The organism is Streptomyces tateyamensis, assembly GCF_003205575.1.
In the GTDB taxonomy this organism is placed as follows: Bacteria; Actinomycetota; Actinomycetes; order Streptomycetales; family Streptomycetaceae; genus Kitasatospora; species Kitasatospora tateyamensis.
Genome location: NZ_PYBW01000018.1, coordinates 35,672 through 53,481, shown reverse-complemented (window position 1 = coordinate 53,481; position 17,810 = coordinate 35,672). Strand labels below are relative to the sequence as shown.

The 17,810-nt window shown below is 70.2% G+C and carries 15 protein-coding genes; 9 read left to right on the top strand and 6 right to left on the bottom strand.

Translation table 11 applies throughout. The annotated features are described in order from the left end of the window. Positions 1-23: 23 nt before the first annotated feature. Entirely contained in the window at positions 24-470 is a 447-nt protein-coding gene (locus tag C7C46_RS05485) for a hypothetical protein (RefSeq protein WP_110666277.1), read from the bottom strand. Between the two features lie 71 nt (positions 471-541). Next, positions 542-943: an HAD family hydrolase gene (locus C7C46_RS05480; RefSeq protein ID WP_110666275.1), complete on the bottom strand. Its 402-nt coding sequence runs from the start codon at positions 941-943 to the stop codon at positions 542-544. A 500-nt stretch (positions 944-1,443) separates the two neighbouring features. On the opposite strand from C7C46_RS05480, the gene C7C46_RS05475 reads away from it, so the two are divergent. The 5 genes from C7C46_RS05475 (at position 1,444) to C7C46_RS05455 (ending at position 9,380) form a co-directional block, all read left to right on the top strand. Next, on the top strand, positions 1,444-2,772 hold the full coding sequence (locus C7C46_RS05475; protein ID WP_110666273.1) for a nucleotidyltransferase family protein: 1,329 nt from the start codon (positions 1,444-1,446) through the stop codon (positions 2,770-2,772). 50 nt (positions 2,773-2,822) lie between these two features. Continuing rightward, positions 2,823-3,521, top strand: a complete 699-nt coding sequence (locus C7C46_RS05470) for an NAD(P)H-binding protein (protein ID WP_110666271.1) — start codon at positions 2,823-2,825, stop codon at positions 3,519-3,521. Between the two features lie 141 nt (positions 3,522-3,662). Continuing rightward, on the top strand, positions 3,663-5,813 hold the full coding sequence (glgX, locus tag C7C46_RS05465; protein WP_110666269.1) for a glycogen debranching protein GlgX: 2,151 nt from the start codon (positions 3,663-3,665) through the stop codon (positions 5,811-5,813). Then, a complete protein-coding gene (locus C7C46_RS05460) occupies positions 5,810-7,972 on the top strand; it encodes an AGE family epimerase/isomerase (RefSeq protein ID WP_110666267.1) in 2,163 nt (720 codons plus the stop codon). The genes glgX and C7C46_RS05460 overlap by 4 nt, the downstream gene beginning before the upstream one ends. Positions 7,973-8,045: 73 nt before the next feature. Beyond that, a complete protein-coding gene (locus C7C46_RS05455; protein ID WP_281278522.1) occupies positions 8,046-9,380 on the top strand; it encodes an IS701 family transposase in 1,335 nt (444 codons plus the stop codon). A gap of 256 nt (positions 9,381-9,636) precedes the next feature. On the opposite strand, the gene C7C46_RS05450 is transcribed toward C7C46_RS05455, so the two are convergent. From C7C46_RS05450 to C7C46_RS05440, 3 genes are read right to left on the bottom strand one after another with little or no spacing between them, the layout of a single operon-like run. Then, complete coding sequence (locus tag C7C46_RS05450; protein WP_110666266.1) at positions 9,637-10,065, bottom strand: VOC family protein; 429 nt, start codon at positions 10,063-10,065, stop codon at positions 9,637-9,639. Continuing rightward, on the bottom strand, positions 10,058-11,641 hold the full coding sequence (locus tag C7C46_RS05445) for a GMC family oxidoreductase (RefSeq protein ID WP_110666264.1): 1,584 nt from the start codon (positions 11,639-11,641) through the stop codon (positions 10,058-10,060). Before C7C46_RS05445 ends, C7C46_RS05450 begins: the two co-directional genes overlap by 8 nt. Before the next feature lie 18 nt (positions 11,642-11,659). Beyond that, positions 11,660-12,031: a nuclear transport factor 2 family protein gene (locus C7C46_RS05440; protein WP_110666263.1), complete on the bottom strand. Its 372-nt coding sequence runs from the start codon at positions 12,029-12,031 to the stop codon at positions 11,660-11,662. Positions 12,032-12,344: 313 nt separating this feature from the next. Between C7C46_RS05440 and C7C46_RS05435 the strand changes: the two genes are divergently transcribed. Continuing rightward, positions 12,345-12,791, top strand: a complete 447-nt coding sequence (locus tag C7C46_RS05435; RefSeq protein WP_110666261.1) for a nuclear transport factor 2 family protein — start codon at positions 12,345-12,347, stop codon at positions 12,789-12,791. A gap of 70 nt (positions 12,792-12,861) precedes the next feature. Here C7C46_RS05435 and C7C46_RS05430 read toward each other — a convergent pair whose 3' ends face one another. Then, positions 12,862-14,109 carry a low temperature requirement protein A gene (locus C7C46_RS05430; protein ID WP_110666259.1) on the bottom strand — a complete coding sequence of 416 codons (1,248 nt, stop codon included), beginning with the start codon at positions 14,107-14,109 and terminating at the stop codon, positions 12,862-12,864. A 414-nt stretch (positions 14,110-14,523) separates the two neighbouring features. Between C7C46_RS05430 and C7C46_RS05425 the strand changes: the two genes are divergently transcribed. The 3 genes from C7C46_RS05425 (at position 14,524) to C7C46_RS05415 (ending at position 17,788) form a co-directional block, all read left to right on the top strand. Then, positions 14,524-15,363 carry a type 1 glutamine amidotransferase domain-containing protein gene (locus C7C46_RS05425; protein ID WP_245984196.1) on the top strand — a complete coding sequence of 280 codons (840 nt, stop codon included), beginning with the start codon at positions 14,524-14,526 and terminating at the stop codon, positions 15,361-15,363. 117 nt (positions 15,364-15,480) lie between these two features. Then, on the top strand, positions 15,481-17,157 hold the full coding sequence (locus tag C7C46_RS05420; RefSeq protein ID WP_110666255.1) for a thiamine pyrophosphate-binding protein: 1,677 nt from the start codon (positions 15,481-15,483) through the stop codon (positions 17,155-17,157). A gap of 34 nt (positions 17,158-17,191) precedes the next feature. Next, a complete protein-coding gene (locus C7C46_RS05415; protein WP_110666253.1) occupies positions 17,192-17,788 on the top strand; it encodes a DJ-1/PfpI family protein in 597 nt (198 codons plus the stop codon). The last annotated feature ends 22 nt before the right edge of the window (positions 17,789-17,810 follow it).

Below are 17,810 nucleotides of genomic sequence, written 5' to 3'. Positions count from 1 at the left end.
ACGTCTATAGGAGCATCCCGCATTCAGCGGCGCCGGGCGGCCTTGACCGAGCCGACCACGCCGGCCACCAGCAGCAGCATCCCGGCCGGCAGCAGCGAGAAGAAGACCGCGCCGAACAGGCCCCAGCCGCCCAGCAGGGTCAGTGCCAGGGTGTTGAGGACCAGCAGCGCGCCGCTCGCCGGGAGGGCGGACTGCCAGGGGTGGGCGTCGGCCCAGCGGCGCAGCCGGCGGTCGCCGGTGTCCTTGCGCAACTGCCCGCCGACGGTGCCGACCAGGAAGAAGAAGAACAGTGCCCAGCCGGCCGGTCCGGCCAGGATCGAGGTGGACCAGTGGCCGGTGACCAGGTCCACACCCAGGGCGGCGGCGCCGACCACCGCGCCCACGCCCGCGGCGGTCCGCCACGGGCCCGCGGTGGCGTTGGCGACGGCCAGTTGGCTGTTCTCGCGTCGCGTCAGATCTCCGTGTTCCATGCCTCCACGGTGCTCCTCGGCGGGCTCCGGGGCCAGGGGCGGCGCCCCTGAGTTTTCCCTGCCGCCGCCCCCTACGGGGCGGGGGGCACCCGGGTGCAGGAGTCCAGGATCGGCCAGCCCCGCTGGCCGGCCTCCGCGGTGAGCCGGGAGTCGTCGCCGACCACCCGCGGGTTGCCGACCACGGTGAGGGTGCGCAGCCCGTCGGCGTGGTCGGCGTAGCCGAAGCAGCGGGCCGGGTCCAGGCCGAGCCGGCAGATCGCCTCGACCACGGTGACCGGTGGCGACTCGCTGCGGTCCTCGGGGGCCTCCAGCACCAGGACCACGTCCGGGCCGATCTGCATGGGGTCCCGGTCGACCTGCCGCTGCGGCCGATCTTCGGCGCCGGGTCTGGATTCGCTGACCACCAGCACCAGCAGGTCGCCGACCGAGCGGTGGTTGTCCGCCCGCTCCAGGAGTGCGGTGTGATACTCCACCGCCCGACTGATTCCGTGGAGATCGAAGAATGCCGCGCGCATGGGCTCAACCATGATCCCGCCGTTCCCCCTTACGACACCCGCTGCAAGGTCCGAACATATCTGCTTTCCCGCGCGAGTCTGGAAGCGGCCGTAAGTAATTGCGGTCACGGCTACCGCCCGTCACGTGCTGCAGGCCTTTCCGCGACGGAAGGTGACTGTCCGTCAGTCTGACGGCCCGTCTGATCGCACCAATGGCCCGAATCGCGCCGAGCGGGGGACTTGGGGGCCATCGTCCCGGGATCGAGGCATTCGAGACGCGCGTTTCAGGACGCTGTGTCACTTTTTTCATTGACGCGGACATGTCCCAAGCTCTGGCGCCGGTGTTCGAGGACCTGACGACAAGCCGAGCCCTCCAATCGCAGATTTGACTGGACCGTTGACAGGTTGTGACTCATGTTGTTGAGTCATTCTGGAGAAGGTCGCCAAGGTTGTGGTGAAGAGGGATGGGTGGCTCAGACATGGGGACCGTGGGGATCATCCTGGCGGGGGGACGCGGCGAGCGAGCCAAGCCGATCACTCTGGAATCCGCCGACTACATCAGAAGCAAGGCGCTGATCCCGTTCGTCGGCCGCAGGCTCATCGAATGGGTCGTCGACGCCTGCCGTGAACAGGGCATCCACAAGTTCTACGTGGTGGCGCAGGGCCTGGAGAACCGCAGCCAGATCATGCTCCTGCTGGGCCACGGGGAGCGGTACGGGGTCGAGGTGCGCTACTCCCGGCCCAGTTTCGACCGGTACAACGTCGGGTCCGGCGCCGCCACGCTGCACAACCTGGAGGAGTGGGACCTGCGCGAGCAGGCCCTGGTGCTCCCGGTCGACTCGATCTTCGACTTCTCCCTGCCCGAGCTGGAGGCGACCCACAGGGCCAACAAGGCGGTGGTCACGGTGGCGGCGGTGGCCCGCACCCCGGCCGAGGTGGCCGGCAAGTACGGCGCGATGCAGACCGACGCCCAGGGTTTGGTGAACGGCTTCGTCGAGAAGCCGGGGCTGGACCGGATCCACGATCTCTTCCCCGAGGTGCGGCACGACAACTGCGCGATGATCCCCACCAACGCGGGGATGTACCTGGTGGACTGCGACCGGCTGCGCCAGGCGGCGCGCGAGCCGGAGCTGATGCGCAAGGCGCAGCAGCGACTCGACTGGGGCGGCGACCTGCTGCCCGAACTGGTGGCCCGCGGGCTGCCGGTGGGTGCCCACCACATCGCCAGGCTCGGCGACCTGGGCAACGTCGAGGACTACCTGATCACCCTGAAGGACGTGCTGGCGGGCGACTACCCGCTGATGAACCAGCTGATGACGGAGCCGGCCAGCGCTTCGCCGCGGTACTGGATCCACGAGAGCTCGCTGGCCACCCGGGACGACATCACCGGCACCACGCTGGCCGACAAGATCGAGGACGGCAGCGTGGTGATCGGCCCCGGCGTGCGGATCGGCCGGCACGTCGCGGTCGGCAGCGACGTGCACCTGGAGTACACCGACGTCGGCGACGGCGCGGAGCTGCGCGCCGGAGCCCGGCTGAGCCGCAGCTCCTGCGGCGACGCCTCGGTGATCGGTTCCTACGCCGACATCAGCGACACCTATGTCGGCCCGATGGTCGAGATCCAGTCGGACCGGCAGAACCCGGTCCGGCTGGAGGGCTACACGGCGATCGGGGACGGCGTACAGCTCTGGCCGGGCTCGCGCCTGTCGGGGGTCAGCATCTACCCCCGGCTGCGCGTCCCGGCGATCGCAAATCTTCCGTCGGGCACCAGGCTGACCAGCTCGGACGACATCCTGCGCTGGATCTGACGGTTCCTGAGCCACGCACCACAGCAGCTGACGCTTAAGGAGACGAAGCGATGGAGAGTCCGGTGGTGGTGGTCGGAGGCGCAGGACGCGTCGGTCGGATCATCGTGCAACGCCTGCTCGAACGGCGGGAGAGTGTGCGCGTCATCGGCCGCAGTGTCCAGCACGCCCGCCGGCACCTCGCCCCGGGCGCGGTGTTCAGCCAGGGCGACGTCCGGGTGCCCCAGACCCTGGCGACGCCGCTGGCCGGCTGCGCGGCGGTGGTCTACTGCGTCGAGCCGGGCACCGACGACCGGGGCCCGGACCGGCCGGAGACCACGCTGCACCAGGGCGTGCGCAACGTGCTGGCAGCGGCCACCGCGGGCGGCAACCGTCCGCAGGTGGTGCTGGTCAGCCAGTTGCACGCGACCCACCAGGGTCACCCGCTGAACGCCTACGGCCGCATGCTGGTCTGGCGCTTCGCGGGCGAGGAACTGCTGCGCGAGTCGGGCCTGCCGTACACCGTGGTGCGGCCCGGCTGGCTGGTCGACGACCGCACCGCGGGCGAGCGGGTCAGGTTCGAGCAGGGCGACCAGGGCACCGGCTGGGTGTCCCGGGACGACGTGGCCGAGGCCTGCGTCCAGGCCCTGTACATACCGGCGGCGCGGGGCGTCACCTTCGAGATCTTCAACGAGCCGGGCCCGGCGATCCCGTCCTGGAGCGAGGCCTACGGGTCGCTGGTCTGGGACCGGACCCCGGTGGGTCTGACGTAGTAAGCCACACACGGTCCGCCGCCCGCACCCGTGCGCGCGTCTGCGTCGGCGGAAGACCCGGTCGGGCAAATTCCGGGGAGCCGGAAACCGGCCGGAATCATCCATTCCGGGTGCAGTATGGGTTGGGAGTTGACTGGCGACATGACTCAGAGTAAGACGGAGGCGACCGTAGTAGTCGGAGCCGACATCCTCGCGAGAGCAGAGGTCACCGCGGGACGCCCGCAGCCACTGGGCGCGACGCTGGACGACACCGGCGTGAACTTCTCGCTGTTCGCCGAGCGAGCGAGCCAGGTGGAGTTGCTGTTGTTCGACACCTTCGACGCCCTGGCGCCGACCCGGGTGATCCAGCTCGACAAGGAGCAGCACCGCAGTTACCACTTCTGGCACTGCCATGTCTCCGGGCTGAAGTCCGGCCAGGTGTACGCGTACCGGGTGGGCGGCCACCCCGACCCCAAGGGCGTCGGGACCCGGTTCAACGAGCGCAAGGTGCTGCTGGACCCGTACTCGCGGGCCAACGTGAACACCCTGTGGGACCGGTCGCGCGCGGTCGGGCCCGAGGACAACTGTGCCTACTCGATGCGCAGCATGGTCGTCGACCTGGAGCGCTACGACTGGGAGGACGACCGCCCGCTGCGCACTCCGCTGGCGGACACCGTCATCTACGAGATGCACGTGAGCGGCATGACCTCCTCGCCGACCTCGGGAGTGGCCCACCCGGGCACCTTCGCCGGCGTGATCGAGAAGATCCCGTACCTCAAGGAGCTCGGCGTCACCGCGGTCGAGCTGCTGCCCGTCTTCGACTTCGACGAGCGCGAGGTGCTGCGGACCGGCCCGAACGGGGAGCCGCTGCGCAACTACTGGGGCTACGACCCGTTCAGCTTCTTCGCCCCGCACAGTGCCTACTGCGTGGACGCCTGCGGCTGCAAGCACATCTCCGAGTTCCGGGACATGGTCAAGGCGCTGCACCAGGCCGGGATCGAGGTGATCCTGGACGTGGTCTTCAACCACACCTCGGAGGGCAACGAGCACGGCCCGACGATCAGTTTCCGCGGCCAGGCCAACGAGGTCTACTACCACCTGTGGCCGCAGGACCGCCGGCACTACATGGACTTCACCGGCTGCGGCAACGCGATCAACGCCAACCACCCGGCGGTGGCGAAGTTCATCATCGAGTGCCTGGAGTACTGGGTCACCGAGATGCACGTGGACGGCTTCCGGTTCGACCTCGCCTCCGAACTCTCCCGGGGCGCCGAGGGCTACGAGATGGACACGCCGCCGCTGCTGTGGGCGATCGAGCTGTCCGGGATCCTCTCCGAGACGAAGATCATCGCCGAGCCGTGGGACGGCGGCGGCCTGTACCAGGTCGGCCGGTTCCCCGGGCGGCGCTGGGCGCAGTGGAACGGCCCGTTCCGGGACGACGTGCGGCGGTTCGTCCGCGGCGACGGCGGCCTGGTCGGCACCCTGGCCACCCGGATCGGCGGCTCCCGCGACCTGTTCGGGCGGACCGGCGAACTGCCCACCAACAGCATCAACTTCCTCACCTGCCACGACGGGTTCACGCTCAACGACCTGGTCAGCTACAACGGCAAGCACAACGACGCCAACGGTGAGGGCAACGCCGACGGCAGCCACGAGAACTACAGCTGGAACTGCGGCTTCGAGGGGCCCAGCGACGCGGACGACGTCGAGCGGCTGCGGGTCCGTCAGATCAAGAACTTCGCCGCCATCCTGATGCTCTCGCGCGGGGTGCCGATGATCCTGGCCGGCGACGAGTTCCGGAACACCCAGTTCGGCAACAACAACGCCTACTGCCAGGACAACGAGATCTCCTGGCTGAACTGGGACCAGGCGGCGAAGGAGAGCGAGGTCCGGGAGTTCTTCCGGGGCATGATCGCCCTGCGCAAGGAGCACCCGGCGGTGCGCCGGCCGCGGTTCTTCGACGGCCGCACCAACGAGCGCAACATGCCCGAGGTGACCTGGCACGGGGTCAAGTTGGAGCAGCCCGGCTGGGAGGACACCAATGCCCGGGTCCTCTCGTTCACGCTGGCCGGCTTCGACGGCGACCCTGACCTGCACGTGATCCTCAACATGTACCACCTCGGCCTGGACTTCGAGCTGCCGCACGTGGCCGACCGCCAGTGGCACCGGCTGGTCGACACCGCCCAGGGCAGCGGGGCCGACCTGCTGCCGACCGACCGGGCGGAGCTCGTACCGGACTACCAATTCCACGCCCACGGGCGCAGCGTCGTCGTCCTGGCGGCGCTGCCCGAAAACGGAGGCAGCACCCGATGAGCGCATCCGAGGTCCGGCGGACCTACTCGGACAGCATCGCCGGCTACATCACCTCGTACGACCCGTCGAACGACCGGTTCGGTCTGCGGACCACCGACGGGCGCGAGTTCACCATCCACCTGGACGGCCTGCTCGGCTCCGAGATCGTCCGCAACCTGGGCGACAAGGACCGCCGGGACACCAGCGGGTCCACCCGGGACATGCTGGCCGAAGGCCGGTACGTCTTCGTCTACGGCCTGTTCCACCAGTGGGCCGGCGGCGAGCGGATCGACGCCCGCCAGATCGTCTTCGCGGAGCAGCGCCGCGGCGCGTACGTCTTCGAGCAGCCCAACTGGTGGGTGCAGCAGGCGGCCGAGATCGCCGACTTCTACCTGCGCGGCCACTTCCCCGACGGGGTCTACGACTGGCGCGGCTTCCGCACCCGGCTGACCCTGCACGGCTCCCACGTGGCCGACCACCAGGCGCAGGACCTGCGCCAGGAGACGGACACCATCTCCCGCCTGGTCTACGGCCTCGCCACCGCCTTCATGCTGACCGGCGAGGAGCGCTTCCTGGCCGCGGCCGAGTCCGGCACCGAGTACCTGCGCGAGCACATGCGGGTCTCGGACGAGCGCGAGGGCGTCGCCTACTGGTACCACGCGATCGACATCACCCCCGGTGCCCAGCGCAAGGTCTTCGCCTCGGAGTTCGGCGACGACTACAACGCGATCCCGATGTACGAGCAGATCTACGCGCTGGCCGGTCCGACCCAGACCTACCGGATCACCGGCGACCCGCGGATCCTGGACGACATCGACAAGACCGTCGCCCTCTTCCACAAGTACTTCAAGGACGAGGAGCGCGGCGGGTTCTTCTCGCACATCGACCCGATCACCATGGACCCGCGGGCCGACTCGCTGGGCCACAACCGGGCCCGGAAGAACTGGAACTCGGTCGGCGACCACGCTCCGGCGTACCTGATCAACGCCTACCTGGCCACCGGCCGGGAGGACTTCGGCGAGCTGCTGGAGCTGACCGCCGACACCATCGCCCGGTACTTCCCGGACGAGCCCGGCAGCCCGTTCGTGCAGGAGCGGTTCCACGAGGACTGGAGCCCGGACCGCACCTGGGGCTGGCAGCAGAACCGCGCGGTGGTCGGCCACAACCTCAAGATCGCCTGGAACCTGACCCGGATCCGGGCGCTCAAGGACAAGGCGGAGTACTCGACCCTGGCCGAGCGGATCGCCGAGATCATGCCGCCGGTCGGCAGCGACCAGCAGCGCGGTGGCTGGTACGACGTGGTGGAGCGGGTCGCCGACCCGGACAGCGGTGCGCACCGGCTGGTCTGGCACGACCGCAAGGCCTGGTGGCAGCAGGAGCAGTCGATCCTGGCCTACCTGATCCTGGCCGGCGTCACCGGCGACCCGGAGCACCGGCGGCTGGCCCGCGAGGCGGCGGCGTTCTACAACGCCTTCTTCCTCGACTACGACGACGGCGGCGTGTACTTCAACGTGCTGGCCAACGGCATCCCGTACCTGCTCGGCACCGAGCGGCTCAAGGGCAGCCACTCGATGGCCGGCTACCACGCGCTGGAGCTCTGCTACCTGGCGGCGACCTACACCAACCTGCTGCTCACCTCGCAGCAGCTCACCCTGCACTTCCGGCCGCGTCCCGACGCGTTCCCGGACCGGGTGCTGCGGGTCTCCCCGGACCTGCTGCCGGCCGGGTCGATCCAGATCGACCAGGTGACCGTCAACGACCAGCCGTACCACGACTTCGACGCCAAGGCGCTGACCGTCAACCTGCCGGAGAGCGACGAGCCGCTGCGGGTCAAGGTCGTGGTGGAGCCGGCCGACATGCGGCTGCGGATCAACAGCGAGTTCGACGGCGAGACCGCGCACATACACCTGGAGGGGATCCTCGACCTCCAGGAGCTGGAGAACTTCCAGCGCGGCCTGCGCGAGGCCCTGTCGGTCAACCCCCGCCGGGTCGAGTTCCACCTCTGCAAGGTCACCGACATCAGCCGTCCGGTGATCAACGAGCTGCTGTTCCAGCGCACCAAGATCGGCGCCGACGTCGACTTCGTGATCGTCGGCTCGGTCGAGCCCGAAATCGCCTCGATGCTCGTGGCGACCGACGCCTTCGTACTCGACATGGACCGCGCCTGCACCGACGAGTGACCCCGCTCGGCCGTGCACCGGCCCCGTTCCGACGGGGCCGGTGCTCGGCCCTCCGATAGTCGAAGGACCTGCTGTGGCTAAGGTTTCGCACCTCCGTGATTCGTACACCGGGGATCGGCAGGACGGAATCTCCGATTACTGCCGAGACCTCTTCTCCAGCTTCGCCCGGTCCGACCAGCGCCGATGGGGCGAGGTCTACCTGCGTGGGCTGATGCACGCCGATGGCCGCCGGACGCCGGCCAACATCACCGAGAAGGTGCTCGGTCGGAAAGCGGTCCAGCCGATCCAGCAGTTCGTCAACCAGAGCACCTGGGCCGCCCACACCGTGCGCCGCTCGCTGGCCGAGCGGGTCGCCGACCTGGCGGTTCCGCAGGCCTGGGCGATGGACGAGGTGGTGTTCCCCAAGAACGGCACCCGGTCCGCCGGGGTCGGCCGACAGTTCGTCGGCTCCGCCGGACGAGTCGTCAACTGCCAGCTCGCGCTGGCAACTTCGCTGGTTCACCAGGACGCGTGCCTGCCGGTGAACTGGCACCTGATGCTGCCCAGGCACTGGGACGGTGACGAGGAGCTGCGCAGTCAGGCGCACGTGCCCGAGGAGGAGCGCCACCGCCCGCGCTGGCGCTACGCGCTGGAGTCGCTGGACGAGATCCTCGAATGGGACGTGCCGCCGGCCCCGCTGCTGGCCGACTGGACCTACGAGCCGGAGATCGAGGCGCTGCTGCTCGGTCTGGAGGACCGCGGCTTCGGCTACCTGGTGGAGGTCGGCCCGAGCACCCTGCTGCCGGTCCGCCAGCTGCCCGGCCGCGCCCCCGGGCACCGCAACCCCGCCGTCGAGGTGGCGCTCGCGCTCGGCAACCGGGGCGAGCGGGTGCGGCTCTCCTGGCAGGACGGCCCCGAGGCGCGCACCCGCCAGTCGCAGTTCCTGGTCGCCCAGCTGGGCGTCGGGCCGGTCGGCGCGGTCGGCCAGCACACCCCGCGGCCGCTGCGGCCCACCCACCGGCCGCCGCGCCAGCTGGTCGTGGAGTGGCCCTTCGGCCGCTCCCGGCCGCGCACCTACTGGCTGACCAACCTGCCGCCCGACCGGCTGGCGGACACCGTCGCACTGGCCGAGCTGCGCCACCAGGCCACGCTCAGCCACGAGCGGCTGCGCCAGAGCTACGGGCTGGGCGACTTCGAGGGCCGCTCCTTCCGCGGCTGGCACCACCACGTGACGCTGGCCTCGGCGGCGCTGGGCTTCCACACCCTGCAGGAGCTGCAGCTGGCCCAGGCGCTGGAGGACGACGACCAGCTGGAGGCCGAGCTCGAGGCGGAGCTGGAGGCCGAGTTGGAGGCCGAACTCGAGGAGGAGTTCGAGGAGGACTTCCAGGAGGAGTTCGAGGTCGAGCTGGGCCGAGCGGCCGAGGGCTAGCCGGCCGACCCGACCACCTCTCAGGACAGGGTCCCGACGCCACCCGGCGCCGGGGCCCTTGCGTTGTGCCCGGGCCGGGGGCGGCCCCGCCCGACGGGCGGCGGCAAAGCTTTGCGGCAGGTCCGCTGCGGCGGCGGAGCTGTGCGGCACGTGTACTGCGGGGGTGGGACACAGAAGCGACCGCCGGCCGGGGCGGTGGCCCCGGCCGGCGGGTCGCGGGTGGTGCTGGGTGGTGCTGGGTGGTGCGCGGGTGGGGTCAGGCGGTGCTGCCCGCGTCCTGGTAGCCCTGGCTGACCTCGACCACCACGCCGTCGGGGTCGGTCACCCAGACGGTCTTCCAGCCCTCGATGAAGTCGTCGAACTCCAGCGGGCCCAGGGAGAACGGCAGCACGCCCTCGGCCTTGGCCAGGAAGCCGTCGATGTCGTCGGTCTGGAAGGCCAGGTGCCGGATGGTGCCCGGCTGCTGGGGGCCGTCGGCGCCGGCGGCGGGCGCGGCGGCGCTGGTCGAGTGGAACAGCTCCAGGTAGGCCGGCCCCTTGCGCAGGAAGACGATCCGGTCGTCGCCCAGGTCGACCACCCGGGCCCGCTCGAAGCCGAACCAGGTCCGGTAGAACTCCTCGGTCCGGTCCAGGTCACTGCAGTTGAGCCCGACGTGCGACCAGCGCAGTCCGGTGGCCTCAGCCATGGCGCTCCTCCTTGATCAGGTCCGCGGCCCGCTCGGCGATCGCGACGATGGCGGTGTGGCAGTTGCCCGACACCACCGCCGGCATCACGCTGGCGTCGACGACCCGCAGGCCCGCCACACCGTGCACCCGCAGCCGGGGGTCGACCACCGACAGGTCGTCGATCCCCATCCGGCAGGAGCCGGCCTGGTGGTGGTAGCTGTCCGCGTGCGCGCGGACGTAGTCGGTCAGTTCGGCGTCGGTGCGCACGTCCGGCCCCGGCGCCAGCTCGCCCTTGAGCGCGCCGGCGAAGGCCGAGGTGCCGAAGATGTCCCGGGACAGTTTGACGGCCTGGACCATCCGCTCCAGGTCCGAGCGGTCGCCGAGGTAGTTCGGGTGGACCAGCGGCTTGGCCAGCGGGTCGGCACTGGCCAGCCGGATCCAGCCGCGCGACTGCGGCCGGACCACGCCGGGCAGGATGCTGACCGCGTTGGGGTGCTGCTGTCCGATGATGATGTCGAACGGCGCGTGCACGAAGGCCAGCTGCAGGTCCGGCGCGATCATCCCCGGCTGCGAGTTGGCGAACAGCGCCGCCTCGGAGAGGTTCTGCCGGGGTGCCTCCACCGGCTCCACGGTCTCCGCGATCAGACCGGTGAGCACGTGGTTGTGGAAGTTCTCGCCCACCCCGGGGACCTCGGCGACCACCGGGATCCCGAACTCGCGCAGCTGGGCGGGGGCGCCGATGCCGGAGAGCAGCAGCAGCTTGGGCGACTCGATCGCGCCCGAGCAGACCAGCACCTCGGCGGTGGCCCGCACGGTGTACTCGCCCGGTTCGGCGGGGGCGGCGGTGGCCAGCGTGCGGCCCTCGCCCTCGGGCTGCGCCGGGGCCTCCTGACGGTACGTCACCCCGGTGCAGCGCCCGTTCTCGACGATCAGCCGGGTGGCCTGGGTGTTGGTCCGCACGGTCAGGTTGGGACGGCCCAGGGCCGGCTCCAGGTAGGAGCGCATCGCCCCGCGCCGCTCGCCGTCCGCGACGTCGATGTGGTGCCAGCCGGTGCCCAGCATCTGCTCGCCGTTGAAGTCCGGGGTCTCGGGGTGGCCGAGCTCCAGGCAGGCGTCGATGAAGGTGCGCGACAGCGGGTTGGGGTCGTGCAGCCCGGCGTTGGTGACCCGCTGCGGGCCGCCGGTGCCGCTGATCCCGGGGACCGGGTCCTCCTGGTCCTCCAGCTTGCGGAAGTACGGAGCCAGGTCGGCGGCGGACCAGCCGGCCGCGCCCTGGTAGGCCCAGTCGTCGAAGTCCGAGGCGTGGCCCCGGATGTGCATCATGATGTACAGGTTGCTGCTGCCGCCGGGCATCCGGCCGCGCGGCTCGTAGGTGGTGCGGCCGTTCAGGCCGGGCTGCGGGACGCTCTGGTAACCCCAGTCGACCGAGCTGCCGAGCAGGGTGAACCAGGCCTGCGGCGCGTCCACCGCCGCCGGGATCCACGGGCCGCCCGCCTCCAGCACGAGCACCCGCACCTGCGGGTCCTCGGTCAGGCGGTTGGCGAGCACCGATCCGGCGGTGCCGCCACCGACGATGACGTAGTCGAACTCGTCCATGCTGTGGCTCCGATCGGGTCAGCCGCCCAGGACGGGCCGGAACGGGACCGTGTCGTGGAAGTTGGCCATGTAGGCGATCTGCCCGTCGACCACCTTGAAGTAGTTGGCGACGTCGGCCTCGATGGTCTCGTCCTTGTGGGTGCGGGCCGAGATGTGGGAGACCACGGTGGCCTGCTCGCCCTCGACCACGATGTGCCGCGGCACGTTCTGGAACTGGGCGTACACGTCGGGGAAGCCGACCACCATGTCGCGCAGGGTCTGGCGGCCCTCGACCCGGCCGGCGAGCTGCTCGTCCATGACCTGGTCCTCGGCGAACAGGTCTGCCCAGCCCTGCCAGTCACCCTTGTTGGCCAGCTCGTAATACCTTTCGATGACACTCCTGGTGTCCACTGGCGCCTCCCGGCTCCGTTGCGTCGGTGGGGACTCGGGACCCCCCGAAGATCCGCTCGCTCCAGTACACGAGCCGGGCAGAACCCCCGGCAAGCGGCCCGACCTCGGGCGCGGGTACTTCCGGACGTTGTCGGTCCGCCCCCGGCTATTGCGTGCAGTCCCCCGCCAGTCCCGTGCGCGGCAACGGAGTTGGCGCAGTACCGGCAGGGAGTGCCACGAGTGCGCCGAGGCACCGGCGGCGGCCCGGCGCGGCGGCTGCCCGGGGGCTCCAATGGGATGGCTACGCCCTGTTCTCGATCGAGGGAGACACCCCATGACCACCACTGTGGAGACCGAGGTCCAGCAGATCAAGCAGTACGTCGCCGACTGGTACGTGGCGCTCGACAACCACGTGCCGTGGGACGAGGTCACCGAGTACCTGGTGTCCGAGGCCGACGGGATCCGCTTCATCTTCCCGGAGGTCACCGTCACCGACTACGCCGGCCTGAAGAACTGGTACGACACCGTCACCAATCGGTTCTTCGACGAGGCGCACACCGTCGAGCTGTCCGACGTGGAGGCCGCGGACGGCTTCTACAAGGTGCACGTGATCGTCCGCTGGCAGACCCGGATCTGGAACCCGCCGCAGCCCAAGAGCCAGGCGTTGGACTTCCGGGCCGACCAGTCCTGGGAGATCGTGTTCGTGGACGGCAAGCCGAAGCTGCGTACCTACGACGTGACCTCGTTCGTCCCGCTCGGCGACACCCCCGAGCTGTTCTGAGTGGCCCCGCACGCATGCGCAGAGGCCCCGTCCGCGGACGGGGCCTCTGCGCATGCGCGCTGACGCGGACTCAGGGAGCCGAGTGCTCCCGCCAGCTCTGCACCAGGTGGTGCGGGACGTAGTGGCGCTTGGAGCGGCAGCCGCAGGCGCACGGTTCCTTCGGGAGCATCCTGCTGGTCTCGGCCCAGCTGGTCACGGCGACCAGGGCGGCCAGCAGCCCGATCAGCAGCACCCCGGGCAGCCGGCCGCCGAGCAGGCCCAGCAGCAGCCCGGCGGCGGCCACCGAGAGCCGCAGCACCACCAGCCGGCGGCGCAGGCCCCAGCGGGGCCAGGCGAAGACGGCCAGGAAGAGCGCGGTGCCGCCGCAGGCCAGCCAGGTCAGGCCGGTCGGCAGCGGCGGCAGCGGGGTCGCCACCACCCGGCCGGTGGAGACCGAGATGACGATGATGGCCAGGGTGAGCAGGTAGTGCCCGTAGGCGAGCAGCTCGCGGACCACCTGGCTCTGGTTGTCGCGGGTGCGCAACTGGTGCTCGATGGCCGCGTTGGAGAAGTGGAAGTAGATCCACCACAGCCCGCAGCAGAGTACGAAGACCTCGATCAGCGCGAGCAGTTGCAGCGGCTGGATGCCCTCGCTCATGGCCCGGCCGACGGTCCCGATCGACTCGCCCAGCGAGATCATGATGACCAGGCCGAACCGCTCGGGCAGGTGGCTCGGTTCGACCCGGATGCCGGCCAGGCGGGCCCGCAGCAGGTAGGTGGTGGACAGCTCGGCGACCATCAGCACCCCCCAGACCAGTACCCGCTGGTGCTCCGGCAGGCGGGAACTGAGCAGCACCAGCGGCGAGATGACGAAGGCCGACAGGGTGAACGGGTTCAGCCGAAGCCGCTGGAAGGCGTCCTTGGACCACCAGACCAGCAGCCCGCGCAGCACCACGAAGCTGACGGCGAACAGGGTCCCCTCGCCGTTCAGCGCGTGCGGGATCATCGTGGTCATCATCAGGGTGGCCAGCACGATGCCGAACAGCCGCAGCCGGTCCCGGGTGCGGTCCACGTCGGTGAGGTTGGCGAGCACCGAACTGCCGACCCAGGACCACCAGAACGGGGTGAAGACCACCCAGGCGGCCAGCAGGCCGGTCCAGCCGCCGTGGTGGGTGAGCAGGCTGGTCACCTGGGTGACGGCGAAGACGAACACCAGATCGTAGAAGAGCTCGACCCAGCTGACCGGTTTGGCCACCTCCAGCTCCAGCCGGGGGGCGGGCGAGGGGCGCGGGGGCGGCGGCGCCGGGGTGGCGGCGGCCGCTCGCGGGTCCTGCTGCATCGGCGGAATCTCCTCGAAATCGCGGGCGCCGAGCGGGGGGACCGCCTCGGGCGCCGACTGGTCCCTCGCGCGGTCGGACGCCTGCGCGCACGGAACGAGGTAATGCGATTCGGCAATTCGAGGCTAGTCCCGCAGCGGTGCTACCACCTGACAATCGCGGAAGAAAGCATGCACTGTGGCAAGTCGGAATGAGGTGACTGAATGTCACATGACGTCCTTTGACCAGGACTTGACGGTATCCCGGAGGGCCTCTGAGATGCGTTGACACCGCTGCGACCGAATCTCAGGATGCTTATAGCAGGAATCGGCGCGTCGACTTCCGCGACGGTACTCCGAGCCAGAACTCCTGCCCCCGACCGAACAACCGCAACGGCGTCACGCGTCGCCGTGCCCACGATGGAGGGAACACCGCCCGTGGCGAAGAAACGAGTCCTCATCGTCCTGTCCGAGTACGGCTACTGGGGCGAGGAGCTGATCGGTCCGCTGGAGACCTTCGACAAGGCCGGCTACGAGGTCACCTTCGCGACCCCGACCGGCAAGCGCCCGGTCGCGCTGCCGCCGAGCTACGACCCCGAGTACATCGACCCGCCGCTCGGCAAGCCGGTGACCAGCGCCGAGGTGGCCGAGAAGGTCAAGGCGGTCGAGGCCTCGGACCGGCTGGACAACCCGATCAACATCTCCTCCTGGCTGCCGGACCGGCCCTACCGCAGCCGGCCGGACTTCCTGCGCGCCTTCGAGACCTACCACACCCGCCGCGACCACGTGCAGGAGCAGGTCGCCGAGCGCTACGACGCGCTGCTCATCGTCGGCGGCTCCGGCCCGATCGTGGACCTGGCCAACAACTGGCGGGTGCACGACCTGATCCTGGCCTTCCGCAACGCCGGCCTGGTGGTGGCCGCCGAGTGCTACGGCGTGACCTGCCTGGCCTTCGCCCGCGAGATGGACGACCGGGTCAGCATCATCAAGAACAAGCACGTCACCGGTCACTGCATCGAGTACGACTACAAGGACAGCACCGGCTTCATGGGGACCGACTTCGTGATCGGCCCGCCGCCGTACCCGCTGGAGTACATCCTGCGCGACGCGACGGCCCCGAACGGTGCCTACCACGGCAACTTCGGCCACGAGACCTCGGTCATCGTGGACTTCCCGTTCATCACCGGCCGTTCCACCCCCGACTCCTACCTGACCGGCCAGAAGGTCGTCGAGGTGCTGGAGCACGGGCTGCGCCAGTGGGGCTTCCACACCAGCTGAGCCCCGGCGCCCTCTGACCGGGCGGGCGGTCGCTCCGGCGCGCACCGCGCGACCGCCCGCTCGTTCCACACCATTGATCGGCATGCAGACGATCCGTCTTGCAGAGGAGAGGCTGAGATGGCCAGCAGCAGGCCCGCGCGGGTCGCGATGCTCGAACAGTTCAAGGCCGACGGCGTGCGCTACATGTTCGGCAACCCCGGCACCGTGGAGCAGGGCTTCCTGGACGAGCTGCGGGGCTTCCCCGAGCTCGAGTACATCCTGTCCCTGCAGGAGGCCGTGGTGGTCGGCATCGCCGACGGCTACGCCCGGGCCACCCGCGAGCCCACCCTGCTCCAGCTGCACTCCGGGGTGGGCCTGGGCAACGGCATCGGCATGCTCTACCAGGCGATGCGCGGCCACGCCCCGCTGGTCGTGGTGGTCGGCGAGTCCGGCCTGGCGTACGACAGCATGGACGCCCAGATGGCCGCCGACCTGGTCGGCATGGCCAAGCCGGTGACCAAGTGGGCGACCCGGGTGGTGGACCCGCAGTCCACCCTGCGGGTGCTGCGGCGCGCCTTCAAGGTGGCGGCCACCCCGCCGTACGGCCCGGTCCTGGTGGTGCTGCCGGCCGACGTGATGGACGCCGAGACCACCGAGGACGCCGTCCCCACCTCCTACCTGACCACCACCTCGGTGCCGACCGCCGAGTCGCTGGAGCAGGCCGCCGGCCTGCTGGCCGGCTCCCGCCACCCCCTGGTGCTGGCCGGCGACGGCGTGCACTTTTCCGGCGCCCAGGCCGAGTTGGCCGAGTTCGCCGAAACCTGGGGCGCCACGGTCTGGGGCGCGGACTGGGCCGAGGTCAACCTGCCGGCCGCCCACCCGCTGTTCGGCGGCCAGCTGGGCCACATGTTCGGCGAGGCCAGTGCCAAGGTGATCAACCCGGCGGACGGGGTGCTGATCGTCGGCACCTACACCCTCAACGAGGTCTACCCGCTGCTGGACGGGGTCTTCTCGCCCGGCACCAAGGTGGTCCACCTCGACCTGGACCACGGCGCGATCGCCAAGAACTTCCCGGTCGACCTGGGCCTGCTGGCCGACCCGAAGAGCACGCTGCCGCTGCTCACCGAGGCGCTGCGCCGCCGGCAGACCGCCGAGCAGAAGGCCGACGCACTGGCCCGGCTGACCAAGGCCCAGCAGGACAAGCAGGCCGCGGCCGCCGCGGTGAGCGCGCCCGACACCGCCGCCCTGGAGCAGGGCCCGCTCTCCGCCGAGCTGTTCGGCTGGGAGCTGGCCAAGCAGTTGCCGGCCGACTCGGTGCTCTTCGACGAGGCGCTGACCAGCTCGCCCGGCCTGTTCAAGCACCTGCCGCCGAACGTGCCCGGCCAGTGGCACCAGACCCGCGGCGGCTCGCTGGGTGTGGGCATCCCCGGCGCGATCGGCGCCAAGCTGGCCCACCCCGAGCGCACCGTGTTCGGCTTCACCGGCGACGGCGGCAGCATGTACACCGTGCAGGGCCTGTGGACCGCGGCCCGCTACGACATCGCGGCCAAGTTCGTGATCTGCAACAACGGCCGCTACCGGCTGCTCGACCTGAACATCGAGGAGTACTGGAAGACCGTCGCGGTGGAGCACCACGAGTTCCCCGAGCCGTTCGACCTCTCCCAGCCGGAGATCGACTTCGTCCGGCTGTCCGAGTCGCTGGGCGTGCGCGCCACCCGGGTGGACAAGCCCGAGCAGGTCGCGCCGGCCATCGCCGAGGCGCTGGCCCACCCCGGCCCGTTCCTGATCGACCTGGTGATCGGCCGCTCATCCTGACCCGGAGTCGAGCCCTAGCTAAGGAGAGTGCCCGGTGACGCTGAACGGCCAGAAGATCGCAGTGCTGATGGAGAGCGACTTCTACGAACCGGAGATCCTGTACTACCAGCGCCGGTTCGCGGAGGAGGGCGCCGAGGTCCACTTCATGACCCGGATGTGGGGCAACGACCGGCTGGTCTTCCGGGGCCACGAGCACCGGATGCCGTTCGAGGTGAGCGAGTCCTTCGAGGACCTGGACGAGTACGCGCTGCGGGAGTTCGCGGCGCTGATCGTCCCGTCCGGGATCGTCGCCGACCGGCTGCGCTACACCGAGACGGTGGGCGAGCTGCCGCCGGCCTCCCAGCTGCTGCGGCGGGCCTTCGCGGACCCGGCGATCATCAAGGGGATCATCTGCCACGGCATGTGGCTGGCCGCGCCGATCCCCGCGGTGATCCGCGGGCGGCGCGCGGTGGTGCACAACAACCTGCTCGGCGACCTGGCCAACATGGGCGGGGTCTACGTGGACCAGGACGTGGTGGTGGACGAGGACCTGGTCACCGCCCGGACCGGCAACCACTGCCACCAGTTCGCCCGCCAGATCATCGAGGAACTCGCCAAGCGGAGCAGCCGGCGCCACGCCGTGCTGTCCTGACGCGCCGACATGGGGAGACGAC